This is a genomic window from Streptomyces sp. NPDC007896 (assembly GCF_042959425.1).
Lineage (GTDB): Bacteria > Actinomycetota > Actinomycetes > Streptomycetales > Streptomycetaceae > Streptomyces.
The window spans coordinates 140,698-163,856 of sequence record NZ_JBIBKX010000016.1; the positions used below are offsets into that span (position 1 = coordinate 140,698).

Here is a 23,159-nt window from a genome sequence, read left to right on the forward strand (position 1 = left end):
CCACCCCACTGGAAGTGACCCGCACCACACCCCACCCCCAACCGTCAACCACTTCCCACGTCCCCGGCGTATACCCCGTGACACGTGATCACGTACCGGGAGCCGCATGAGCTCGAACCCGACCCCCGCCGACACCGCCACCGCCACGGACAGCGCCCCAAGAACCGACAGCGCCCCCATACCCCCGCCGGTCACGGCCGCCGTCCCCGGCGGCCGTGACCGGCGTCCCCGCGACCCCCAACTCCTGGCGGTCCTGTTCTTCACCGCGTACGCGACCCTGTCGGTCTGCCGCTGGCGGCATCTGGCGACCCGTTCCTGGGACCTCGGCATCTTCGAGCAGGCCGTCCGCGCCTACGCCCACCTGCGCGCCCCCGTCGCCGATCTCAAGGGCCCGGGCAGCAACCTCCTCGGCGACCACTTCAGCCCGGTCACCGCCCTCCTCGCGCCCGCCTACCGCCTCTTCCCCACCCCGGTCACCCTCCTCGTCGCCCAGGCCGCGCTGCTGGCCCTGTCCGCGGTCCCGGTCACCCGTGCCGCCGCCCGGCTCCTCGGCCGCTCCCGGGGACTGGCGCTGGGCCTCGCGTACGGGCTGTCGTGGGGGATCCAGCGCGCCGTCGACTTCGACTTCCACGAGATCTGCTTCGCCGTCCCGCTGATCGCCTTCGCCCTGGAAGCGGTCCTGGAGCGACGGTGGTGCGCGGCCCTGCTGTGGGCGTTCCCGTTGGTCCTCGTCAAGGAGGACCTCGGGCTCACCCTGGCCGCGATCGCCCTGGTCGTGGCCGTGCGGGCCCGGAAGCACGCCCCGCGTACGGCCCTGTGCGCGCTCGGGGTCGCCGTCCTCGGAGTGGTGGCCGCGGTGCTCACCTTCACGGTGGTGATCCCTGCCTTCAGCACCGCGGACGCCTACAGCTACTGGAACAAGGCGGGCGGTGATCCCCTCGACGGCCTGGGCACCAAGATCCGCACCCTGGCCTGGCTGCTGATCCCCACCACCGGTCTGCTGGCCCTGCGCTCCCCGCTCCTCCTGGCCGCCCTGCCGACCCTGGGCTGGCGTTTCCTCTCCCGCGACCCGCACTACTGGGGCACGGACTGGCACTACAGCGCCGTCCTGATGCCGGTCCTCTCCCTCGCCCTCGCCGACGCGCTCTCCCGGGCCCGCTGGAGCCCGCGCCCGTGGCTGCGCTCGTACGCGCTGCACCTGCCCACGGCCGTCGTCGCGGCCGCGCTCGCGCTGACGACCTCGCTCCCGCTGTCCGCGCTGGGCGAGCCCGCCGCGTATCGCAAACCCGCACGCGTGAGCGCCGTCGAACGGCTGCTGGCGCGTGTCCCGGACGGGGCGAGCGTCGAGGCGAACGTCGGCCCGAGCAGTCGGCTCGTCGCACGCTGCCGGGTCTTTTGGACGGGCGGCACCGGTGGCGTCACCCCGGACTTCATCGCCCTCGACGACTCCGACCACTCGATCCAGGACGTCCAGGCGTACGCGGGCCGGCTGCACCCCCGTGCCGCGTACGACGTCGTGGGCGCCGCCTACGGCTACGTACTGCTGGAGCGGCGCACCTGAGGCACCGCGTACGGCCGCGGGCCCGGCCCAGGAGGTGATGTCCTCCTGGGCCGGGCCCGTCCCCCGTAACCCCCGTATACGGTGGCTTTGCGGCGGCTGCTGCTGCTGCCGGCTAGTCGGTGGCGATGGCGTTCAGTACGTTCATCCGGCCCGCCCTGAACGCCGGGATCAGGGCGGCGAACAGGCCCACGAACGCCGAGCCGATGAAGACCCCGATGATGGTCGGCCAGGGGATCTCCAGGACCTTCAGGCCCTCCAGGGCGAGGAGCTTCTGGGCGGTGGCACCCCAGCCCATGCCCAGGCCGAGGCCGAGCAGCGCGCCGAAGAGGGCGATGACGACCGACTCCAGGCGGATCATGCGGCGCAGCTGGCGGCGGGACATCCCGATGGCGCGCATCAGGCCGATCTCGCGTGTCCGCTCCACCACCGACAGGGCGAGGGTGTTGATCACGCCGAGGACGGCGACGACGATCGCGAGGGCGAGCAGGCCGTAGACCATGTTCAGGAGCTGGCCGATCTGGTCCTTGAGTTCCTGCTTGTAGTCGCTCTGGTCGCGGACCTGGTACTGCGGGTACTGCTCCATGGACTTCTTCAGGGCCGCGTACGCCTGCTTCTCCTGGCCGTTCTTGGCGCTGGCGAACATGATCTGGTCCGGCGGGATCCGGTCGGCCGGGAGGTACTTCCGCATGGTCTCGGTGCTGAGGTACCGCGCGCCCTGGTCGATGGCCACGTCGTCGTCGGTGATCGCGGCGACCTTGAGCTTCGCCGTGCTGCCGCCCTTGAAGGCGACGGTCAGGGTGTCGCCGAGCTTGACGTGGTGCTTGGTGGCGAACTTCGAACCGACGGACATGGAGTCCTTGCCGTAGGCGGCGGTCAGTTCACCGGCCGTCGTCTTGCGGTGCAGGTCCTGTGCGTAGGTGGGGTCGGCGGCCGTGACGCCGTCGCCGTCCGAGGAACCGTCGGGGGCGACGATCTTGGCCTCGATGTCCCGGTAGTGCGTGACGTGTTCCAGGCCGGGCGTCGTCTCGATGGCCTTCGCCGCCTGCGGGACGATCCGCTGGTTGCCCTGGATGATGAAGTCGGTGCCGACCGACTTGTCGAGTTCGTCGGTCGCCGAGGCGACCATGGACGAGCCGACGACCGACAGGCAGGCGACCAGGGCAAGGCCGATCATCAGGGCCGCGCCGGTGGCTCCGGTGCGGCGCGGGTTGCGCAGCGCGTTGCGCTCCGCCATCCGTCCGACGGGGCCGAAGAAGCGCAGCAGCACCGCGCTGATCACCCGGACGACACCGCCCGCGAGCAGCGGGCCGATGATGACGAACCCGATCAGTGTCAGGACGACGCCCGCGCCCAGCACCAGCGAACCGTCGCTCGCCTTGTCGGCATTGGCCGCCGTGAAGAGCGCGAAGGTTCCGGCGCCGGTGAGGACCAGGCCGATGATTCCGCGGACGAGACCGGCCTTGCCGTCCGCCGGTGTACCGGCGTCGCGCAGTGCGGCCATCGGGGAGACCTTGCCGGCCCGGCGGGCGGGCAGATAGGCGGCGAGGACGGTGACCACGACACCGAGCACGAGTCCGATGACCGGGGTCGTCGCCTTGACCGTCAGATCGCGGGTGGACAGGTCCATGCCCGCCGCCGACATGAGCTTCATCAGGCCGACCGCGAGGCCGACGCCCGCGCCGACGCCGAGGATCGAGCCGAAGACGCCGAGCAGGGTCGCCTCGACCAGGACGGACCGGTTGACCTGCTTGCGGGACGAGCCGATCGCCCGCATCAGGCCGATCTCGCGGGTGCGCTGGGCGACCAGCATGGAGAAGGTGTTGATGATCAGGAAGATGCCGACCAGGAAGGCGATCCCGGCGAAGCCGAGCATGGCGTACTTGATGACGTTCATGAAGGAGCCGACGCCGGAGCGGTTCTCGTCGGAGTACTCCTTCTGTGTCTGCACCTTGTACGCGCCGGCGCCGATCGAGGAGATGACGTTCTGCTTGAGCCTGTCGTCGGTGACGCCGGTGGCGGCGGAGAGGTTGATGTGGGTGAACCGGCCGGTGGCGCCGAGCAGTTCGCGCTGGGCGGTGGCGGTGTCGAAGTAGACGACGGCTGCGCCGGGGTTGGTCACCTTGAAGGTGGCGATGCCGACGATCCGGGCCTTGAAGTCACCGGTGACGGCGATGGTGCGCAGTTCGTCGCCGAGCTTCAGGTGGTGCTTGTCGGCGGTGTCGGCGTCGACCATCGTCTCGGTCGGCCCGCGCGGGGCGCGACCGGAGGTGATCTCCATCGAACGCAGGTCGTTGCGCGTCCAGTTGCCGGCGATCGTCGGGGCCCCGGTGCTCGACCCCATGTTCTTGTTGGCGCTGTTGACGACGGTCACGTTCATCGAACTGACCGCGCCCTCGGCGTACTTGACGCCCTCCGCCTTCTTGGCCCGCTCCAGGGCCGAGGCGGGCAGTGAGTCGGGCCTGCCGTTCTGCGGGGTGCTGTCGCTCTTGGCCGTCTTCGGCGAGACGGTGACGTCGGAGGAGGTGGCGGCGAACAGCTTGTCGAACGTCGTGTTCATGGTGTCGGTGAACACCAGCGTGCCGCAGACGAAGGCCACGGACAGCAGCACCGCCACCGCCGACAGCGCCATCCGCCCCTTGTGCGCGAAGAAGTTGCGCATCGAGGTCTTCAGGACGGTCATGACGTACGCCCCCGCGCGTCGAAGTCCTTCAGGCGGTCGAGGACCTGATCGGCCGTCGGCTGGTACATCTCGTCGACGATCCGGCCGTCGGCGAGGTACAGCACGCGGTCCGAGTACGAGGCCGCCACCGGGTCGTGCGTCACGATCACGATGGTCTGGCCGAGCTCGTCCACCGAGCGGCGCAGGAAGCCCAGCACCTCGGCGCCCGCCCGGGAGTCGAGGTTTCCGGTCGGCTCGTCCCCGAAGATGATCTCGGGCCGCGCGGCGAGTGCCCGCGCCACCGCGACGCGCTGCTGCTGGCCGCCGGAGAGCTGGCTGGGCCGGTGCTTGAGCCGGTCGGCGAGTCCGACGGTCTCCACGACCTGGTCGAGCCAGCCCTTGTTCGGCTTGCGGCCCGCGATGTCCATCGGCAGCGTGATGTTCTCTATCGCGTTCAGCGTCGGCAGCAGGTTGAACGCCTGGAAGATGAACCCGATCCGGTCCCGGCGCAGCTGCGTGAGCTTCTTGTCCTTGAGCCCGGTGATCTCGGTCTCGTCGAGGTAGATCTGGCCACTCGTCACGGTGTCGAGTCCGGCGAGGCAGTGCATCAGCGTGGACTTGCCGGACCCCGAGGGGCCCATGATCGCGGTGAACTGCCCCCGCGCGATGTCCACGTCGACCTGGTCCAGGGCGACGACCCGGGTCTCCCCGGACCCGTACGCCTTGACGACCTGCCGCGCCCGCGCGGCAACGGCCGTACGCCCTCCAGTGCCCCCGTGCCTGGGAATGGTCACAGCCGATGTCACGGTGTATCTCCTATGTCGGTCAGCGGACGAAGTGCTCTTCGCTACGTCGGTAAGTCTGGTGGCGGGGGGTGGTCCGGCGCGCTGGTGCCCAGCGCAGTCTTCTACGGGGGAAAACCCCACCCCCGTGGGTCCGGCCCACCGCCCTCAGCGGCATAAAGCCAGGTTAAGGACGGCCCCGGCCCGTCTCGTCCTCCGCCGGTACGAACGCCCCCCGAGCCCTAGTGGGGAGAGACCCCTAGGGGCAGTCCACCCTTCGGTGGAGTCGCTCTCGGGGTTGCCTCCACCCTCGGTCCCAGTCAGCGTCCACCCTCCCGCTACGTGAAGGTCAAGTGAGATGGTGGGGGACGGCGGATAGTTGCAGGGGGAACCGATCAGGGGAGGCGCTCCAGTGGGCCAGGGGGACACCGGAATACGGGCCGCGGCGACGAAGCACCCCTCGGCCTCGCGCAGCCGCAGGGGTGCCGTCGTCGCCGCCCTGATGCTCTCCATGGCGCTGGCCGCGCTCGACTCCACCATCGTCTCCACGGCCGTACCGCAGATCGTCGGCGACCTCGGCGGCTTCTCCGTCTTCTCCTGGCTGTTCTCGGGCTATCTGCTCGCGGTGACGGTCACCCTGCCGGTGTACGGGAAGCTCTCCGACACCTTCGGCCGCAAGCCGGTCCTCGTCGCGGGCGCCGCCGTCTTCCTCCTCGGCTCGCTGCTGTGCGCCACCGCCTGGAACATGGCCGCGCTCATCGCCTTCCGGATCGTGCAGGGCCTGGGCGGCGGCGCGTTGCAGGGCACGGTGCAGACGCTCGCCGCGGACCTCTACCCGCTCAAGGAGCGCCCCAAGATCCAGGCCAAGCTGTCCACGGTGTGGGCGACCTCGGCGATCGCCGGCCCCTCCCTCGGCGGGGTTCTCGCCGCGTACGCCGACTGGCGCTGGATCTTCCTCATCAACCTGCCGATCGGCGCGCTCGCGCTGTGGCTGATCGTCCGCCATCTGCACGAGCCGGTACGGGAGTCCTCCGGCCGCCGCCCCCGGATCGACTGGGCGGGCGCGCTGGCCGTCTTCGCCTGCGGCGGTGTGCTGCTCACCGCGCTGGTGCAGGGCGGGGTCGCCTGGGACTGGCTGTCGGCCCCGTCGCTCGCCCTGTTCGGTACGGGACTCGCGCTGATCGCTGCCGTGGTCGTGATCGAACGCCGGGCGGCCGAGCCGATCATCCCCGGGTGGGTGTGGCGGCGCCGCACGATCGCGGCCGTCAACCTGGCGCTCGGCGCACTGGGGTTGCTCATGGTCGCCCCCACGGTGTTCCTGCCCACGTACGCGCAGGCGGTCCTCGGCCTCGCACCCGTCGCCGCCGGATTCGTGCTCTCCGTGTGGACGTTGAGCTGGCCGGTGTCGGCGGCGCTCAGCCAGCACGTCTACGGGCGGATCGGCTTCCGCAACACCGCGATGCTCGGCATCGCCGCCGCGACCCTGATCCTGCTCGCCTTCCCCTTCCTGCCCTACCCCGGCGAGCCCTGGCAGCCGGCCCTGCTGATGCTCCTGCTGGGCGGCGCCCTGGGCCTCTTCCAACTCCCCCTGATCATCGGCGTCCAGTCGACGGTCGGCTGGGAGGAACGCGGCACGACGACGGCGTCGGTCCTCTTCTGCCGCCAGACCGGCCAGACCGTCGGCGCGACCCTGTTCGGCGCGATCGCCAACGGGGTGCTGGCCGCGCGGCTCGGCGGCGCCGGGGACCTGGACGCGGTGACGCGGGCGCTGGACTCGGGCGCGCCCGCCGAACACGTACGCCACGCGGTCGCCGACGCGGTCCACGCCGTCTACCTGGGCGCGGCGGGCGCCGCCGCACTCGCCTTCCTGGTCCTGCTGTTCGTGGCACCGCGGCGTTTTCCGGTCATCAAGAATCCCGGGGACTGACGAGACTCAAACCGAGGGCGGGGCGAACTGTTGATGAACGCCCGGTGTAAATGCGGGTAACACCCCGGGTCACCGAAGTAAGCGCATACCGACCGCTCAGTTTGGTGAAAGCCTCACGCATACCGGCTACCTGCGAGTAGCGTGCGTCCCTCGCCCACCCCCCAACTCCCTGCGGTCCGCACCGGACCCGAGCCACGCAAGGAGATCACGGGATGCAAGACGCGTTCTCGTCCCCCGAGCACCACAGGCGGCACCAGCCGCCGTACGACCCGCTCTACCCACCGCCGCACCCGTCCCCGTACCCGTCCCCCCACTACACGTCCCCCTCGCACCTCACCTATCCCTGGCAACCGCAGCCCCAGCCACCCGAGCCCGAGAGAAGGCGACAACCGCGTCACCACGCACTCGGCAGGCACAGCGACATCCGCGTCCTGCGCGGCGCCTACCGCTGGCAACGGCGGGTCGCGACGCTCACCGCGCTCGGCTACTTCACCCTCTTCCTCCTCCTGTCGGCGTTCGCGCCGGGGCTGATGACGAGCGAGGTGTCCGGCGGACTGCCGACCGGACTGCTGCTCGGCCTGCTCCAGGTGCCGGTGACCTGCCTGGCGATCGGGCTGTACGAGTACACGGCGCGCCGGCGCGTCGACCCCATCGCGGACCGGATCCGCCGGCAGACCCAGCTGGACGCGAAGCGGGAGGCGACCCGATGAGCCGGGTACCCGAGGTGACCGCCCTGACGAGCATGGTCGGTTTCAGCAGTTCCGCACGGGCCATGTCACTGGTGGCGTTCACGGCCGTCGCCACGATCACACTGCTGCTGTGCGTGATGACCGGGCCGGACCGCGACGACCTCGACGAGTTCTACACGGGCTACGGCTCCCTGTCGCCGATGCGCAACGGCCTCGCCATCGCCGGGGACTACATCTCCGCCGCGACCGTCCTCGGCACCGGCGGCGTCATCGCCCTCGCCGGGTACGACGGTGTCGTCCTCGCCCTCAGCACCGCCCTGTCGCTGATGCTGCTGATGTTCCTGCTGGCCGAACCGCTGCGCAACGCGGGCCGGTTCACCATGGGCGACGCGCTCGCACGACGGATGCCGGGACGCGCGGTACGCATCACGGCGTGCGCCGCGACCCTCGTCGCCCTGCTGCCGCTGATGCTGGTCCAACTCGCCGGCGCGGGCGATCTACTGGCCTTCATTCTCGGATTCTCCAGCGACTCCCTCAAGACCGGCTGCATCATCGGCCTCGGCACACTGATGATCAGCTACGCGGCGATCGGCGGCATGAAGGGCACCGCCCTCATCCAGATCCTGAAGATCGTGATGCTGCTCGGCTCCGGCACCGTGGTCGCCGCCCTCATCCTCCAGCGCTTCGGCTGGGACCCCGGGGCCCTGTTCGACACCGCCGCCCGCAACAGCGGCGTCGGGACCGCCTTCCTCCACTCCGGCCTGCAGTTCGCGGGCGGGCCCAACCCCCGTATCGACATGATCAGTTCGGAGCTGACCGTGGTCCTCGGCGGCGCCTGCCTGCCGCACATCACCATGCGCATGTACACCGCGGGCAGCGCCCGTCAGGTCCGTCGCTCGATGTCCTGGGCGGTGCCCTGCGTGGCCGTCTTCGTGCTGATCATCACGGTCGTCGGGTTCGGGGCCACGGCGCTGATCGGACGGTCCGTGATCGCGGCCGCCGACCCGCAGGGCAACACGGCGTACCTGCTGGGATCCAGGGCCGCGTTCGGAGCGGACGTGTCGACGGCCGAGACCCTCCTGTTCACGACCGTGACGACGGCGATCTTCCTCACGCTCCTCGCCTCGGTCGCCGGGATGATCCTCGCCTGCGCCAACTCCCTCGCCCACGACGTGTTCGCCGGGCGGATCCGGGAACTGTCACCGCGCCGCGAGATGACCCTCGCCCGGGTCTCCGCGCTCGCGGTCGGCGCGCCGGCGATCCTGCTCGCCACCCTCGTCCAGCACCGCAGCCTGCAACCCCTGGTCACGCTGTCGTTCTGCCTGGGCGCCTCGGCCATAGCGCCCGCGCTGGTCTACGGCCTCTTCTGGCGCCGCTACACCCGCACGGGCCTCCTGTGCACCCTCATCGGCGGAACGCTGACCGTCCTGATCCTCATGACCGGCACCAACCTGGTCTCCGGCTCCCCCACTTCGGCCTTCCCCGAGGCCGACTTCAACTGGTTCCCGTTCACCACCACCGGCCTCGTGTCCATTCCCCTGGGCTTCGCCTACGGGTGGCTGGGGACGGTGATCTCCGGGCGCCGCAAGGCCGAGGAACAGCGCAGACAGTACGAGGCGGTGGAGGGGTGGATCCTGGCGGGGGCGGTACGGAGAACGCCGTAAGGGGCAGCGCCCCACAGGGGCGCGGGGCGTTGACCTTGTGCGGCTCCGCCGAGTGCGCGCGCCCAGCCACGACCTACCCGCAGCGTCCGAACAACCCGCAACCCGCCCGCCCACTACTCCACCGGTGCCCGCCCCGTCAGCGTCATGAGACTCGTACGCACCTGATCCATCTGCGCCCGTACGTCGTCCCACCGCTCCCCGTGCTCGCGCAGCACCCGCTCCGTCTCCCGAACGATCCGCTCCTCACGAACACGAGCCTCGGCCAACACCTCAGCGGCCCGCGCCGTCGCGTCCTCCTGCCCGTGCCGAGCGAATTCCTCGGCCTCGGCCAGGGCACGCTCGGCCTCGACCAGCGCGGCCTCGGCGCGCACCTCCCGCTCCACGTGGTGCGCGTCGAGCGCGGCCGCCCGCTCCACCGCCGCCCGCTCCGCCTCCTCCCAGCGCTCGGCGTGCTCCTTCTCCTGCTCGACGAGGAAACCTTCGGTGCGCTGCCGCACCTCGCGCAGCGCCGCCAGCGCCTCCCCCCGGCCCTCCTTGATCGCGCGACGGGCGGCGATCCGCATCTCGTCGGCCTCGGCGCGGGCGGCGAGGAGACGGTGCCGGGCGCGTTCCTCGGCCTCGCCGCGCAGCTCGTCGGCGTACGCCTGCGCCGCATCACGCATCCGCCGCCCCTCCGCCTCGGCGTCCTCGACGGCCAGCCGGGCCGCGCTCCGCGCGTTCTCGCGCACCGCCGCGGCCTCTTCCTCGCCGAGCTCGCGAATCCGGCAGGCGCGCTCGCCGAGCGTCTCGTACGTCTGCGGGGCCAGCCGCGCCACGACCTCCCGCAGCCGCTCCACCTCCGCGTCCATCTCCTTGGCCAGGACGGTCAGCCGGGCGGCCCGTTCCCAGGCGGTGTCGCGGCCCCCCGAGAGCGCAGCGAAGTACGCGTCGACCTGCTCGGGACGGTAACCGCGCCCCCGTACGGCCACGAAGCCGTGCGGCGACACCGATGCGCTGCTCATCCCTGGGCCCCTCTCCACTGTGCGACGTACAACACGATGTGGCGCACATCTTGGTGGATCAGGCGTAAGTGTTCATAACGCGACACTCCGCACATTCGTAGCGGTCAGCCACGTAAAAAAAGGGTTGGACCCGGTCATACGACCGGGTCCAACCCCTTCGGCTCCCTGACGGACGCTCAGCGCCGCATCACAGCAAGCCGTCCCACATCTGCTCCAACAGCACCGACCACCAGCTCTCCGGCGAGCCGAGCGCCGCCGGGTCGAGCGAGGCGAGCTGCGCCTGGAAGTCGACGGTCCAGCGGCCCGCCTGCTCCTGGTTGAGCCCGAACCGCAGCCGCCACATCCGGCCGAGCAGGGCCAGACAGCGCGCGAACTCGGGCAGCCCCGTGTTCACGAACTGCGGCGGCACCGAGGAGCCGCCCGGACCCGCCTCCACCGGCACGGCCACGATGTTCGCGGTGCCGTACTGGACACAGATCGCCTTGCCGAAGTCACTGCCCATGACGAGGTACGAGCCCGCGTCCGCGGCCGGCTGCACCCCACGTTCCTGCGCCAGCTCGGCGAGCGTCGGCACCGGACGGCCCGGCTGCGCCTGCGCCCAGAAGAACGGGCCCATGTCGACCGGCAGTCCGGCCACCACCAGCGTGTGCGCCACGATGTTCGGCACACCCTGCCGCGACACCGCGGCCTGGTCGAACCGGAACAGACCCGGCCCGAACGCCGCCGCCAGCTCCTGCCCGATCGCCTCCGGCGGAACCGGCGGCGCGGGCTGCACCGGCGGAATCGGCGCACGCACCGGCGCCGGGCGCGCGGGACCGTCCGCCACCTGGTGCAACTCGCCCTGGTGCGCGAGGAGCTGGTGCATGCCCTGCTGACGGCTCGCGTGATCCGTGCCGTACGGCGCGATGCTGGTGATCCGCGCCTGCGGCCAGCTCTCCCGGATCATCCGCGCGCAGTAGGCGCCCGGCAGCTCGCACGACTCCAACTCCGTGTGCAGCTCCAGCACTTGCTGCGGCGGCACATTCATCGCGCGCAGCTCGTGCAGGATCTGCCACTCCGGGTGCGGGGTCCCCGGCGCGGAACGCCGGATCAACTGCTGCTCGGAACCGTCCTGCGCGCGGTAGCGCAGTACGGCCTGATACCCCGGCCCGACAGTCGGCTGCCCGGCCTGCGGGTAGCCGTACGCCGGAGGCTGCTGTCCCGGGGGCGGCATCGGCTGACCGGGCATGGGTTGACCAGGCATCGGCTGACCGGGCATCGGCTGACCAGGCATCGGCTGACCGGGCATGGCTTGTCCCGGCATCGGCTGCGGCGCGACCGGGGGCATGCCGGGGGCCTGCGGGGGCGGCGGTACACCGGGACCGGCGACCGGGGGGCCGACCGGAGGACCGGCCAGCATGGTGGCGGCGTGGTGGACACCGCCCGGGGGCGGGGTGCCCGGAGACTGCGGAGCACCAGGCGCACCGGGCGCACCGGGAGGCTGGGGCGCGCCGGGTCCGCCCGCGGGCGGACCCGCCAGCATGGTCGCGGCGTGATGGACACCCCCGGGAGGCGTACCACCCGGAGGCTGCGGAGCGCCGGGAGCGGCAGGCGCACCAGGAACTCCGGGCCCGTTCGGGCCGAGCTGCGAGACGAGTTGCGTCGGTACGTACCCACCTGCCGGGGTGCCCGGAGCACCGGGCCCGGACGACGGCGGCGGGGGCGGAGGCGGAGGGGCGCTCCCCGGCCGCGCACCCGGTACGCCCGGGGCGCTCGGCGGAGGCGGCGCGCTCACGCCCCCACCCCGCGCGCCCCTCGGCGGCGCCTGAGCCTTGCTGGTCGCGGCGTCGGCGATGTCACCGGCGTTCGGCGGCAGCGGCCGCGGCGGCGCGACGGGGGCCTGCCCCTGCGGATACCCGTACCCGGGCGCACCGGGCGGGGGTGCGCCCTGCGGAACACCCGGAGGCGGAGGGGGAGGAGGAGGCGTCCCGGGAGCACCGCCGGGCCCCTGCGGGTAGCCGTACGCGGCCGGCGGGCCGGAAGGAGGCGTGCCCTGCGGAACACCAGGGACCGGCACACCCGGAACACCAGGAGTCGGAGCACCGGGAGCCGGCACACCCGGAGGCGGCGTGCCCGGCATGCCCGGCGCACCCGGCCCGGCCTGCGGGTAGCCGTACGACGGCGGGGCCGCGGGGGCGTCGACCGCGGGCGCCTGTGCCGTGCGCGGGAGTTGGCTGCCGCCGGACATCAGAGCCGTCTTGGCGTCCGGGGTCACACCGGGCGGCGTACCCGGACCCGCCTTGTCGTCGACGTCGGTCAGCGGCGGCGCGAACACGGTCGCCGGCAGCGGCACGGAACGGTCCTCGCCCCCGTCCCCGGCGGTGTCCGTCCCCGCCCACGGAGTCGCCGAAGCGGGCACGCCCGGCGCCCCCACGGCGTCCCGCGGACCCGCGTCCCGCTCGTCACCGGCCGCGGCGGCGGGCCACGGCGGCGGCGCGTCCGAAGGAGAGGAGGGGGAAGAGGAAGCGGGGGCAGGGGGAGCGGGGGCAGGGGGAGCGGGGGCAGGGGGAGAAGAGGGGGAGGACGTCGTCGAACCACCGGCCGCGGAAGCCCCGTTGGCATGGGAGCCCGCGCCGGGGCCCGCACCGCTCGCACCGCCGGACGTCGCACCCGCCCGCCGATCCGGAATACCCAGCTTGTCCGCCGCCTCCTGCAACCACTCCGGAGGGCTCAGCAAGAACGACGTCTGGTTCAGATCGACCCGGGCCAAAGGCGCCGGAGCCGCTTCCGGGGCCGCCTGCGGCACCCCGTACTCCTCCTCGTACCGGCGGATCACCTCACCGACCGGCAGTCCGGGCCAGAGCGTCGCCTCCCCGCTGTCCCGCGCGATGACGAGCCGCTGCGCGCCGCCGTCGGAACGCGGACCGTCGGCGCGGTCCTCGGCCCACACCACGAACCCGAGTTCGAACTCCCGCACCCGCACCTCACGGTGCTGGTACCCGGGCACCTCGCCGTTGATCCACTCTTCCGCGCGCTCCTGCGCCTGCGCGAAGGTCACCATCGGACGTTCACTCCCCCAGGGAAGAGACGGGAACGGCGCGCGCGAAGCCACCGTCCACCATCAGGTTCGCCACCGTCGCCAACTCCGGCGGATTGCCCGCGAGCCGGGACAGGAACTGGTCGAAGTCGGCGCCGCAGGGCAGCAACAGCCGCTGCACGCGCTCGGCCGGCGGCCAGGCGTCCTGGTCGCGGGCATCGTCGTACGCGCAGAACCAGACCGACCCGATCGCGTCACCCTTCACCTTGACGGCGAGCAGGCCGCCCTGCACGAATCCGACGCACAGATAATCCTTGGTCAGATGGTCGCGCAGGCACTTGTTGATGTAGACGAGGTCGTTCACGGCGGCTTCCTCGCGCACCGTGAAGAACGGCTGGTCCACCAGCAGACCCAGCTCCGCGTCGAGCGCGGCACCGACCGGCGCGCACCCGCCCGCGGCCTTCAGGAAGGACCGATAGGCACCCGGCAGCCGATAGCCGAGATCCTCCTCGACCCCGAGCACCTGCTGCTCGCTCACCGCGACCGCCGCCTTCGGCAGCCCGAAGTGCGCGGGCCGCGTGTCCTGCAACGGCCGCGTCCCCCGCTTGCCGTGATCGACGGCCGTCGTCGCGATACCGCCGTGATGCCGCAACAGCGCCTTGACCTCCACGGGGACGAGCTCCAGGCGCCGCGTGCCCCGCACGTGGTGCCAGGTCCACCCATGCGGAGTGGCCACGGGCGCAATCGTGTCCCACAGGTCGTGCCCCGAGGCGGCGAGCGCGGCGTTCGCCGACACATAGTCCGTCAACCGCAGTTCGTCCACGCCGAAACCCTCCGGGGGTTCGGCGATCTCCGCGGCGGCACGCGCGTACGGCGAGAAGTCGGGGTAGCCGTGCGCGTCGACCCGTACACCTCTGGGGTGGCGAGTGGCCCGGACCGGATCCGGGAAATGCACGACCTGCCCGGCGTAGGCCGCGTTCGGCGGCGCGGCTTGCTGCCCGAGCCGACCTGTCGTCATGGCGGTTGCCCCCTGCGGCGTTCTCAATAGCTGTATGGATCGCGGATATCGACAGCCTATGCGGTTGGAAGACACCGGTCACCGGGCCTCCAGTTCCGTGACCTGCCGTCACCCCGCCGTGACGGTATGACGAAGCCCGGGCGTGTCGCGCGCCCCAGCTTCCGCACCCGCCACGCCATTTGGCAGTCTGTAGCCGCATCGGGGGATGCACGGGAGGGAAAGACGATCATGAACGCGACACATACGGGCACGTCCGGGGACCCACGGGTCGGCTGGAGCAGTGCCGAAGCAGCCCACGCACCCACCCTCCTGCACCGCCGCGACGGCATACTTCCCACCGTCGCCGCCGCCCTCTCCGTGCGCGGAGCCACCCTCACCGGCACCGCCGCCCGCGGCGACCAGCCGCCCGCCCTTCACCCGCTGGTCCAGGACTTCCTCGACACCCTCACCAGCGCGCAACGCGACCGCTTCACCGGCCGCTGCGCCGAAGCGATCCTCATCTCCCGGCACATCACCACCATCGACGCCACCCGCAGCAAACGCGCCGCCCGCAAGCCGATGACCAACGGCGAGGCACGCAAGGCCCTCAGACAGGCCAAACTCACCGCACGCCGCATCCGCGAGGACGGCGACCCGCTGCACGGCAGCTTCGCCGCGCCCTGCCGCGCCTGCACGGCACTCAGCGACCACTTCGGCGTCCGCGTCGTCGACCCGACCGCGACGACCGGCGGCTCCTGAACTCCCCCATCCCCGCACACGTACGTACGACGGCGCCCCCGCCAGCGCGCCGATGTCCCGACCCTCGACGAACGAAGGGCAGATGCACGCCGACCGCTCCTCCTCCCCCAAGCTCTCGGCTCCGCTCGGGCAGGGGGGACCCCCATCACGCTTCTCCGTACCCGTGGACGCCGCGCTGCGCTCCGCGGGCTGGCAACCCGGACGCTGGGACATAAAGCAGGCCGAGTACTGGGCCGACGCGCTACGGGGACACGAGTCGTCCGCGGGGCACCGGCACGCCGTGTTCCCCGCGGCGGTGGAGGCATGGGCGGAATTCGGCGGACTGCGCGTGAAGCCCTCCGGACCCGGCCGCCAGCTCGCCCCCACCACGCTCCACTTCGACCCCCTGCACGGCCTCCACATGGCCCGAACCCTCGGCGACCTCGGCCGCGCCCTGGACACCGAGGTCTGCCCTCTCGGCGAGGAGTCCGACTCCCGCGCCCTGCTCGCCATCGACTCCGAGGGCCGCGTCTACGCACTCGACCACACCGGCGACTGGTACCTGGGCCCCGAGATCGACACCGCCCTCACCACCCTCCTGTCCGGCGTCGCCCCGGTCCGCCTGACAGTCGGCTGACCGCCACGGGGAGGATTCTTCCGCCGCGGGTGGGTGGGGGCTTGGCGCGCAGTTCCCCGCGCCCCCGGGGCCGGGGCTGCGCCCCGGCCCCCAGCATCGGGCTGAACGGCCTCGCCCGCAGACGCCGGATGAGCTGGAGGCTTTCAGGGGCGTGGGGCTGTGTATATATGCGGCTCCGCCGCGGGGCGCGACCAGCCCCCACCCACCCGCAGCCAACGACCGCGCACCCCGAAGGACCTACGCCGGGATCACCGCCGACACCCGGAACCCACCCGAATCCGTCGGCCCGGACACGAACACTCCCCCCAGCGCGGCAACCCGTTCCTTCATCCCCACCAGGCCGTTACCACCACTGGGCAGATGCATGGCCGACGCCGACCCCGGCTCCGGCGGACACTCGTTCTCGACCTGCATCGCGATCTCCGCGTCCCGATGAGCGAGCCGGACATACGTCTTCGCCCCCGCCGCATGCTTGTGCACGTTGGTCAGAGCCTCCTGAACCACCCGGTACGCCGTCTGCTCGATCTCCGCCGCGTACCCCCGGGTGTCACCCTCCACCGAGAGATCCACCACCATCCCCGCAGCCGCCGACTGCCCGACCAACTCGTCCAGCTCGGCAAGACTCGGCCCCTCGGCCCCGTCATCGACCGCCCGCGAGGCCGCAGCCGCAGCCGCCACCCCCACGGCCGCCAACGGCACCGCCCGCACCCGCACGGACGACAACCCGTCCCCCGCGCGCAGCACACCCAACATCTCGCGCAACTCCGTCAACGCCTGCCGCCCCATGTCCCCCACCAGCGCGGCGTTCTTCACGGCCTTCTCGGGATCCTTCCGCGCCACGGCCTGCAGCGCCGCCGCGTGCACCACCATCAACGACACCCGGTGCGCCACCACGTCGTGCATCTCACGCGCGATCCGCGTCCGCTCCTCGTTGCGCGCCCACTCCGCCCGCTCCTCCGCCCGCTCGGCGAGCAGCTGCAACTCCCGCTCCAACGAGTCCGCCCGCTCCCGCAAGCTCTCCATCAGCCGCCGCCGCGCCCCCACGTACAGCCCGAGCAGGACGGGCGGCGCGGTCATCCCGATCGCGGTCGTGATGGAGACGAACGGAACGAACCAGTCCCCCATCGTCACGTCCCCACGCACCATGCCCTGGTGCGCCCGTACGAACGTGACGATCAGCATCCCCGCGAAGGACATCCCCGCGAGCGCCCCGATGATCCGGCGCGGCAGCTCGGACGCGGCGAGCGTGTACAGCCCGACGAGTCCCATCAGGAACCCCATCTGGGCGGGCGTGATCGCGATCGACACCAGCACGACCGCGATCGGCCAGCGGCGGCGCAACAGCAGCACGGAGCCGGCGACCAGCCCGAACCCCACGCCCACCGGAACCGGCAGGCCCGCGTCGCGCGCGAACGGAATCCCCTCGATCGCGCACTCCACCGCCGACGCCGACGCGAGGCTCGCGTCCAACACGGCACTACGCCATCTGACCCACCACCACGGCCCGGTACCGGCCGCGGTGTGCTCTTCCCCCGTCGTGGTCATGCGTCCAGCCTACGTTCGCACCCCGCCCCATTTCCGGTGACTTTCGCCTCCTGGCCTACACCACTCTCCGCAATCGAACAGAAGCGAAACCCACCGGTATCCCTCGAACTGCTGATTCCCTCACCGTTCACCCCCGGAAGATCACATTCCGCCCGGACGGTATGCCCATGGCACATCCACAGAACAAGTACGCGGATTTCGAGACCTTGCGCGAACGAGCGATCGCGCTGCGCCGGGCGGGACTGAGCCTCCGGCAGATCCGGGACGAGCTTCAGGTCCACAACAAGGAGACCCTCCAACGCCTCGTCACGGGCGAGCCGCCCCCGGAATGGACGAAACGCCCGAACGCGAAGGACGACCTGCGGGACAGGGCTCGTGAGCTGCGGGGGCAGGGCTGGACGTACAACGAGATCCAGGCGGAGCTGGGCTGCTCGAAGAGTTCGGTTTCGCTGTGGGTGCGGGATCTTCCCCACCCGGAACCCCGTTGCACCCCGGAAGAACAGCGAGCCCGCATGAACGCGGGGCTCGCACGACTGCGCGCCGAGCAGGACCGGGTACGCGAGGAGACCAAGCGAGCGGCGGCCGCAGCCATCGGGAAACTCACCGATCGCGAACCGTTCCTCGTGGGCGTCGGCTTGTACTGGGCCGAGGGCGCCAAGGACAAGCCGTACAGCCGCCGCGAACAAGTTCTCTTCGTCAACAGCGACCCAGGGATGATCTCCGTCTTCCTCGCCTGGCTCGATCTACTCCAGGTAGAACGGAAACGCCTGCGCTTCCGCGTCATGATCCACGAGTCCGCCGACGTGTCCGCCGCCGAGCGCTACTGGGCGGATCACGTCGGGGCGGACGACAGCTCCTTCAACAAGAGCACACTCAAGAAACACAACCCGAAAACGGTCCGCAAGAACGTCGGCGACAACTACAGGGGGTGCCTCGTGATCTACGTTCTCCAGAGCGCCGATCTGTACCGTCGCATCGAGGGCGCCTGGTACGGCATAGTGTTGGGTGCCGACTCGGCGACCTGACCTAATGTCCGGTTTAGTCGAGTTTCATCCCCCGTGGTGTAATTGGCAGCACTGTGGCTTTTGGTGCCATCTGTCCGGGTTCAAGTCCTGGCGGGGGAGCAATGCGCAACTCGGGCCCTGACAGCACTGTCAGGGCCCGCTCTCATGTCCCCCCTGAAACGCCCCGGTATCCTGCGGATGTCCACACCCCAGCCATCCGAAGCCGAAGGGCATATCCGTGAGCGTCAATCCTCCGGCAGCCGTCGTCGTTCTCGCAGCGGGTGAGGGCACCCGTATGAAGTCGGCCACACCCAAGGTCCTGCACGAACTGTGCGGCCGCTCCCTGGTCGGCCATGTGCTCACGGCCGCACGCGCGTTGGAGCCCGAGAACCTGGTCGTCGTGGTGGGTCACGCCCGCGAGAAGGTCACCGCCCACCTCGCCGAGATCGACCCCGGCGTACGGACGGCCGTACAGGCCGAACAGAACGGCACCGGCCACGCCGTACGGATGGGCCTGGAGGAGCTGGGCGGCGTCGTCGACGGCACCGTCGTCGTGGTCTGCGGCGACACCCCGCTGCTCAGCGGCGAGACCCTGCGGCAGCTCGCCGCCACCCACACCGCCGACGGCAACGCCGTCACCGTGCTCACCGCCGAGGTCCCCGACGCCACCGGCTACGGCCGCATCGTGCGGGACGGCGCCAGCGGCGCGGTCACCGCGATCGTCGAGCACAAGGACGCGAACGAGTCGCAGCGCGCGATCCGTGAGATCAACTCCGGGGTCTTCGCCTTCGACGGCCAGCTCCTCGCGGACGCGCTCGGGAAGGTGCGGACGGACAACAGCCAGGGCGAGGAGTACCTGACCGACGTCCTCGGGATCCTGCGCGAGGCCGGGCACCGGGTCGGGGCGGCCGTCGCCGGCGACCACCGCGAGATCGCCGGCATCAACAACCGCGTCCAGCTCGCCGAGGCCCGCCGCATCCTCAACGACCGGCTGCTCACCGAGGCCATGCTCGCCGGGGTGACCGTCATCGACCCCGCCTCGACCTGGATCGACGTGACCGTCACCTTCGAGCAGGACGCGATCGTCCACCCGGGCACCCAGCTCCAGGGCGCCACACATCTCGCCGAGGGCGCCGAGGTCGGCCCCAACTCCCGCCTCAAGGACACCACGGTGGGCGCGGGTGCCCGCGTCGACAACACCGTCGCCAACGGCGCCGAGGTCGGGCCGCAGGCGTCCGTGGGCCCGTTCGCGTATCTCCGTCCGGGCACGCGCCTCGGCCTGAAGGCCAAGATCGGCACGTACGTGGAGACGAAGAACGCCACGATCGGCGAGGGCACCAAGATCCCGCACCTGTCCTACGTGGGCGACGCGACGATCGGTGAGTACTCGAACATCGGTGCGGCGAGCGTCTTCGTGAACTACGACGGGCAGGAGAAGCACCACACCACCGTGGGCTCCCACTGCCGTACCGGTTCGGACAACATGTTTGTGGCTCCTGTCACGGTCGGGGACGGCGCGTACACCGCGGCGGGCTCCGTGATCACCAAGGACGTACCACCCGGTTCACTGGCCGTGGCCCGTGGCCAGCAGCGGAATATCGAGGGTTGGGTGGCCCGCAAGCGTCCTGGAAGCGCGGCCGCGAAGGCGGCGGAGACAGCCTCCCGGGAGCCGGAGGGCGAAGCCTGACCGGAAACAGGTGCGCCTGACACGGCGTACCGTGATAAGTGCACACCCGCATAAGTGCGCACCCGCACCCCCAGCTGAGAAGGCTTCTCGCGCTCCAGTTGAGAAGAGTCCTCATGCCCCAGCTGAGACACCTCTGAGGAGACAGTGCTGTGACCGGGTTCAAGACGACCGGCGAGAAGAAGATGATGTTCTTCTCCGGCCGCGCCCACCCCGAGCTTGCCGAGGAGGTCGCCCATAAGCTGGGTGTCGGGGTTGTCCCGACGAAGGCCTTCGACTTCGCCAACGGTGAGATCTACGTCCGCTACCAGGAGTCCGCGCGCGGCGCCGACTGCTTCCTGATGCAGAGCCACACGGCTCCCATCAACAAGTGGATCATGGAGCAGTTGATCATGATCGACGCTCTGAAGCGGGCCTCCGCTCGGAGCATCACCGTGATCGTGCCCTTCTACGGTTACGCGCGGCAGGACAAGAAGCACCGTGGACGTGAACCGATCTCGGCGCGCCTGATCGCCGACCTGATGAAGACGGCGGGCGCCGACCGGATCCTCACGGTCGACCTGCACACCGACCAGATCCAGGGCTTCTTCGACGGTCCGGTCGACCACCTCTTCGCGCTGCCGATCCTGGCGGACTACGTGGGGGCGAAGGTCGACAGGTCGAAGCTCACCGTCGTCTCCCCGGACGCCGGCCGGGTGCGCGTCGCCGACCGCTGGTGCGACCGCCTGGACGCCCCGCTGGCGATCGTGCACAAGCGCCGCGACAAGGACGTCGCCAACCAGGTCACCGTCCACGAGGTCGTCGGTGACGTGAAGGGCCGGGTCTGCATCCTCGTCGACGACATGATCGACACCGGTGGCACGATCTGCGCCGCCGCCGACGCCCTCTTCGCGCACGGCGCGGAGGACGTCATCGTCACGGCCACGCACGGTGTGCTCTCCGGCCCGGCGGCCGACCGTCTGAAGAACTCCAAGGTCAGCGAGTTCGTCTTCACGGACACCCTGCCGACCCCGGGCGAGCTGGAGCTCGACAAGATCACCGTCCTGTCGATCGCGCCGACGATCGCCAACGCGGTCCGTGAGGTCTTCGAGGACGGCTCGGTGACGAGCCTGTTCGAGGAGCAGTAAAGATCCTTTTGGGTGTGGCCTCCCTGCCGAGTAGACTGCTCAAGTTGCTCGGCGAGGGAGGCCGCACTTTTTTGTGCGGCGGTCCGTTATCGACGCGCTCTTCGTAGCAGGCCGATTGTTTGGCCGGGTGACCCCCTTCCCCAGATCTACGAGGAGTGCACATGTCCGAGATCAAGCTCGCCGCCGAGACCCGTACCGAGTTCGGCAAGGGCGCCGCCCGCCGCATCCGCCGTGACCGCAAGGTTCCCGCCGTGGTCTACGGCCACGGTGCCGAGCCCGTCCACATCACGCTGCCGGGCCACGAGCTGCTGCTCGCCCTGCGCACCCCGAACGTCCTGCTCTCCCTGGACATCGAGGGCAAGACCCAGCTGGCGATCCCGAAGGCCGTCCAGCGCGACGCCATCAAGGGCTTCCTCGAGCACGTCGACCTGCTCCTCGTGAAGCGCGGCGAGAAGGTCACCGTCGAGGTCTTCGTGCAGACCGAGGGCGAGCTCGCCCCGGGCAGCTTCCTGCTCGAGCACGTGCTGAACACCCTCACGGTCGAGGCCGAGGCCACCCACATCCCGGAGTCGGTCACCGTCTCCATCGCGGGCCTGGAGGCCGGTGCCTCCATCCACGCCAAGGACATCCCGCTGCCCAAGGGCACCACGCTGGCGATCGACGAGGACGCGGTCGTCCTTCAGGTCCTGTCCGCCCAGGCGGAGGAGCCGACCGAGGGCGAGGCCGCGGGCACCGAGGCCGCCGAAGCCTGATCGGCCTGATTCCCCCGGAATCTTCATCTGTGTCGGCCGCCGCTCCCCTGAGGAGCGGCGGCTGCCGCGTATCAAGGACATATGGGAGACACCGACGTGACGACCGATGCGGGCGCCCCCTGGCTGATCGTGGGCCTCGGCAACCCCGGCCCCGAGTACGCCATGAACCGGCACAACGTGGGCTTCATGGTGGCCGACCTGCTGGCGGAGCGGATCGGCGGCAGGTTCAAGCGGGCCGGCAAGGCACAGGCGCAGGTGATCGAGGGGCGCATCGGCCCGCCGGGCCCGGCGAACCGCCGGGTGATCCTGGCCAAGCCGATGTCGTACATGAACCTGTCCGGCGGCCCGGTGACCGCGCTGCGGGACTTCTACAAGGTGCCGACGGCGAACATCGTCGCGATCCATGACGAGCTGGACATCGACTACGGCGTCCTGCGCCTGAAGCTCGGCGGTGGCGACAACGGCCACAACGGGCTGAAGTCGATGACGAAGGCGATGGGCTCCGACTACCACCGGGTGCGGTTCGGCATCGGGCGTCCTCCGGGGCGGATGCAGGTCGCCGACTTCGTCCTGAAGGACTTCTCCTCGGCGGAGCGCAAGGAACTCGACTACCTCGTGGACCGGGCCTCGGATGCCGTGGAGTGCCTCGTCATCGAGGGGCTGGAGCGGGCGCAGGGCACGTACAACTCCTGAGCGGTTCTCCAGGGCGGTTCTCCAGGGCGGTCGTCCGGGGTGATCTTCAGGGCGGTCGATGTACGCGTACAACTGCCGACTTGTCGCCCACCGGAACCGCCCGGAGTTGACCGGGCGCGCAGCCATGGCCAAGGATCGCCGCCATGCCTGCCGTCGCCGCACATCGAGGCTCCCGTCGGAGCGCACATCCGGCGCTGCGGTTCGGGCGGCTCGCGGCGATGGGCACGGTCGCGGCGCTGATCCTGATCGCCGGCGTCTGGGGTTCCTGGGGCACGGCCCAGCACGTGATGCTGAGCAAGGGCCGGGAGCAGGGGACGATGACCGTGACCGAGTGCTCCGGCGATGTCTGTACGGGGACGTACGCCCCGACCTCGACGGGGTCCAGGGCGCGGACACGCGTCACCATCGACGAGGCGGTCGCGGTGCGCAAGGGCCGGACGTACACGGTGACCGTGAAGCCCGGGAGCAGTGATGTCGTCCGTAGCGGTCCGGCGGGCGTTCTCTACGCCTGGGTCCCGCTGGGTGGCGCTCTGTTGCTCGCCTCGGTGGTGGTGGCGGGTGGCCTGCGGCTGCGGCGGGCGGCGTGGGTGCTGGCGGGGGCGGGGATCGTGCAGCTGACGGCCACGTTCCTGGTTCTGTGATCTGTTCTTGAAATGACGGGTGCCCCCGCGTTCGTACGAACG

At 70.8% G+C, this 23,159-nt stretch carries 18 protein-coding genes and 1 tRNA gene; 13 read left to right on the plus strand and 6 right to left on the minus strand.

All coding sequences use genetic code 11. From position 1 onward, the window contains the following. Positions 1–106 precede the first annotated feature (106 nt). Positions 107–1,561: a DUF2079 domain-containing protein gene (locus tag ACFZDJ_RS40485; RefSeq protein ID WP_391066649.1), complete on the plus strand. Its 1,455-nt coding sequence runs from the start codon at positions 107–109 to the stop codon at positions 1,559–1,561. Positions 1,562–1,673: 112 nt separating this feature from the next. On the opposite strand, the gene ACFZDJ_RS40490 is transcribed toward ACFZDJ_RS40485, so the two are convergent. Beyond that, positions 1,674–4,241, minus strand: coding sequence for an FtsX-like permease family protein (locus tag ACFZDJ_RS40490; RefSeq protein WP_391066652.1), 2,568 nt, complete (start codon positions 4,239–4,241; stop codon positions 1,674–1,676). After that, positions 4,238–5,026: an ATP-binding cassette domain-containing protein gene (locus ACFZDJ_RS40495; protein WP_391066655.1), complete on the minus strand. Its 789-nt coding sequence runs from the start codon at positions 5,024–5,026 to the stop codon at positions 4,238–4,240. The genes ACFZDJ_RS40490 and ACFZDJ_RS40495 overlap by 4 nt, the downstream gene beginning before the upstream one ends. A gap of 409 nt (positions 5,027–5,435) precedes the next feature. On the opposite strand from ACFZDJ_RS40495, the gene ACFZDJ_RS40500 reads away from it, so the two are divergent. The 3 genes from ACFZDJ_RS40500 to ACFZDJ_RS40510 all read left to right on the plus strand — a co-directional run bounded on the left by ACFZDJ_RS40500 (position 5,436) and on the right by ACFZDJ_RS40510 (position 9,282). Then, positions 5,436–6,929 carry an MFS transporter gene (locus tag ACFZDJ_RS40500; protein WP_390930900.1) on the plus strand — a complete coding sequence of 498 codons (1,494 nt, stop codon included), beginning with the start codon at positions 5,436–5,438 and terminating at the stop codon, positions 6,927–6,929. 212 nt (positions 6,930–7,141) lie between these two features. Then, positions 7,142–7,639 carry a DUF485 domain-containing protein gene (locus tag ACFZDJ_RS40505; RefSeq protein WP_390930159.1) on the plus strand — a complete coding sequence of 166 codons (498 nt, stop codon included), beginning with the start codon at positions 7,142–7,144 and terminating at the stop codon, positions 7,637–7,639. A gap of 32 nt (positions 7,640–7,671) precedes the next feature. Then, positions 7,672–9,282: a cation acetate symporter gene (locus tag ACFZDJ_RS40510; RefSeq protein WP_391066865.1), complete on the plus strand. Its 1,611-nt coding sequence runs from the start codon at positions 7,672–7,674 to the stop codon at positions 9,280–9,282. Positions 9,283–9,395: 113 nt separating this feature from the next. On the opposite strand, the gene ACFZDJ_RS40515 is transcribed toward ACFZDJ_RS40510, so the two are convergent. From ACFZDJ_RS40515 to ACFZDJ_RS40525, 3 genes are all read right to left on the minus strand, one after another. Continuing rightward, the gene (locus tag ACFZDJ_RS40515; RefSeq protein ID WP_390930161.1) at positions 9,396–10,283 is read right to left on the minus strand and encodes a cellulose-binding protein; all 888 of its coding nucleotides are present in this window, start codon (positions 10,281–10,283) and stop codon (positions 9,396–9,398) included. Positions 10,284–10,470: 187 nt separating this feature from the next. Next, on the minus strand, positions 10,471–13,323 hold the full coding sequence (locus ACFZDJ_RS40520; protein ID WP_391066658.1) for an SUKH-4 family immunity protein: 2,853 nt from the start codon (positions 13,321–13,323) through the stop codon (positions 10,471–10,473). A 7-nt stretch (positions 13,324–13,330) separates the two neighbouring features. After that, a complete protein-coding gene (locus ACFZDJ_RS40525) occupies positions 13,331–14,317 on the minus strand; it encodes an HNH endonuclease (RefSeq protein WP_391066660.1) in 987 nt (328 codons plus the stop codon). Between the two features lie 228 nt (positions 14,318–14,545). On the opposite strand from ACFZDJ_RS40525, the gene ACFZDJ_RS40530 reads away from it, so the two are divergent. Both ACFZDJ_RS40530 and ACFZDJ_RS40535 read left to right on the plus strand, forming a co-directional pair. After that, the gene (locus ACFZDJ_RS40530) at positions 14,546–15,055 is read left to right on the plus strand and encodes a YwqJ-related putative deaminase (RefSeq protein ID WP_168492424.1); all 510 of its coding nucleotides are present in this window, start codon (positions 14,546–14,548) and stop codon (positions 15,053–15,055) included. A gap of 82 nt (positions 15,056–15,137) precedes the next feature. Further along, complete coding sequence (locus tag ACFZDJ_RS40535; RefSeq protein WP_390930166.1) at positions 15,138–15,671, plus strand: SUKH-3 domain-containing protein; 534 nt, start codon at positions 15,138–15,140, stop codon at positions 15,669–15,671. Positions 15,672–15,908: 237 nt separating this feature from the next. On the opposite strand, the gene ACFZDJ_RS40540 is transcribed toward ACFZDJ_RS40535, so the two are convergent. Continuing rightward, positions 15,909–17,216, minus strand: a complete 1,308-nt coding sequence (locus ACFZDJ_RS40540; RefSeq protein ID WP_391066663.1) for a histidine kinase — start codon at positions 17,214–17,216, stop codon at positions 15,909–15,911. A 167-nt stretch (positions 17,217–17,383) separates the two neighbouring features. Here ACFZDJ_RS40540 and ACFZDJ_RS40545 point away from each other — a divergent pair, with 167 nt between their 5' ends. The 7 genes from ACFZDJ_RS40545 to ACFZDJ_RS40575 all read left to right on the plus strand — a co-directional run bounded on the left by ACFZDJ_RS40545 (position 17,384) and on the right by ACFZDJ_RS40575 (position 23,117). Beyond that, the gene (locus ACFZDJ_RS40545; RefSeq protein ID WP_391066666.1) at positions 17,384–18,241 is read left to right on the plus strand and encodes a hypothetical protein; all 858 of its coding nucleotides are present in this window, start codon (positions 17,384–17,386) and stop codon (positions 18,239–18,241) included. A 27-nt stretch (positions 18,242–18,268) separates the two neighbouring features. Beyond that, positions 18,269–18,340 (plus strand) — tRNA-Gln (locus ACFZDJ_RS40550). Between the two features lie 118 nt (positions 18,341–18,458). Then, entirely contained in the window at positions 18,459–19,907 is a 1,449-nt protein-coding gene (glmU, locus tag ACFZDJ_RS40555; RefSeq protein ID WP_390930170.1) for a bifunctional UDP-N-acetylglucosamine diphosphorylase/glucosamine-1-phosphate N-acetyltransferase GlmU, read from the plus strand. Between the two features lie 149 nt (positions 19,908–20,056). Continuing rightward, positions 20,057–21,031 carry a ribose-phosphate diphosphokinase gene (locus ACFZDJ_RS40560; protein ID WP_168509095.1) on the plus strand — a complete coding sequence of 325 codons (975 nt, stop codon included), beginning with the start codon at positions 20,057–20,059 and terminating at the stop codon, positions 21,029–21,031. Between the two features lie 161 nt (positions 21,032–21,192). Continuing rightward, on the plus strand, positions 21,193–21,783 hold the full coding sequence (locus ACFZDJ_RS40565) for a 50S ribosomal protein L25/general stress protein Ctc (protein WP_168509096.1): 591 nt from the start codon (positions 21,193–21,195) through the stop codon (positions 21,781–21,783). Between the two features lie 81 nt (positions 21,784–21,864). Then, positions 21,865–22,476, plus strand: a complete 612-nt coding sequence (pth, locus tag ACFZDJ_RS40570) for an aminoacyl-tRNA hydrolase (protein WP_168492438.1) — start codon at positions 21,865–21,867, stop codon at positions 22,474–22,476. A gap of 143 nt (positions 22,477–22,619) precedes the next feature. Then, positions 22,620–23,117, plus strand: a complete 498-nt coding sequence (locus tag ACFZDJ_RS40575; RefSeq protein ID WP_390930173.1) for a hypothetical protein — start codon at positions 22,620–22,622, stop codon at positions 23,115–23,117. Positions 23,118–23,159: the final 42 nt, after the last annotated feature.

Coding starts and splice junctions, on each gene's coding strand:
- ACFZDJ_RS40485 (WP_391066649.1), top strand. CDS start 107: ATGAGCTCGAACCCGACCCCCGCCGACACCGCCACCGCCACGGACAGC.
- ACFZDJ_RS40490 (WP_391066652.1), bottom strand. CDS start 4,241: ATGACCGTCCTGAAGACCTCGATGCGCAACTTCTTCGCGCACAAGGGG.
- ACFZDJ_RS40505 (WP_390930159.1), top strand. CDS start 7,142: ATGCAAGACGCGTTCTCGTCCCCCGAGCACCACAGGCGGCACCAGCCG.
- ACFZDJ_RS40510 (WP_391066865.1), top strand. CDS start 7,672: ATGGTCGGTTTCAGCAGTTCCGCACGGGCCATGTCACTGGTGGCGTTC.
- ACFZDJ_RS40515 (WP_390930161.1), bottom strand. CDS start 10,283: ATGAGCAGCGCATCGGTGTCGCCGCACGGCTTCGTGGCCGTACGGGGG.
- ACFZDJ_RS40520 (WP_391066658.1), bottom strand. CDS start 13,323: ATGGTGACCTTCGCGCAGGCGCAGGAGCGCGCGGAAGAGTGGATCAAC.
- ACFZDJ_RS40525 (WP_391066660.1), bottom strand. CDS start 14,317: ATGACGACAGGTCGGCTCGGGCAGCAAGCCGCGCCGCCGAACGCGGCC.
- ACFZDJ_RS40530 (WP_168492424.1), top strand. CDS start 14,546: ATGAACGCGACACATACGGGCACGTCCGGGGACCCACGGGTCGGCTGG.
- ACFZDJ_RS40535 (WP_390930166.1), top strand. CDS start 15,138: ATGCACGCCGACCGCTCCTCCTCCCCCAAGCTCTCGGCTCCGCTCGGG.
- ACFZDJ_RS40540 (WP_391066663.1), bottom strand. CDS start 17,216: ATGACCACGACGGGGGAAGAGCACACCGCGGCCGGTACCGGGCCGTGG.
- ACFZDJ_RS40545 (WP_391066666.1), top strand. CDS start 17,384: ATGGCACATCCACAGAACAAGTACGCGGATTTCGAGACCTTGCGCGAA.
- ACFZDJ_RS40565 (WP_168509096.1), top strand. CDS start 21,193: ATGTCCGAGATCAAGCTCGCCGCCGAGACCCGTACCGAGTTCGGCAAG.
- pth (WP_168492438.1), top strand. CDS start 21,865: ATGGGAGACACCGACGTGACGACCGATGCGGGCGCCCCCTGGCTGATC.
- ACFZDJ_RS40575 (WP_390930173.1), top strand. CDS start 22,620: ATGCCTGCCGTCGCCGCACATCGAGGCTCCCGTCGGAGCGCACATCCG.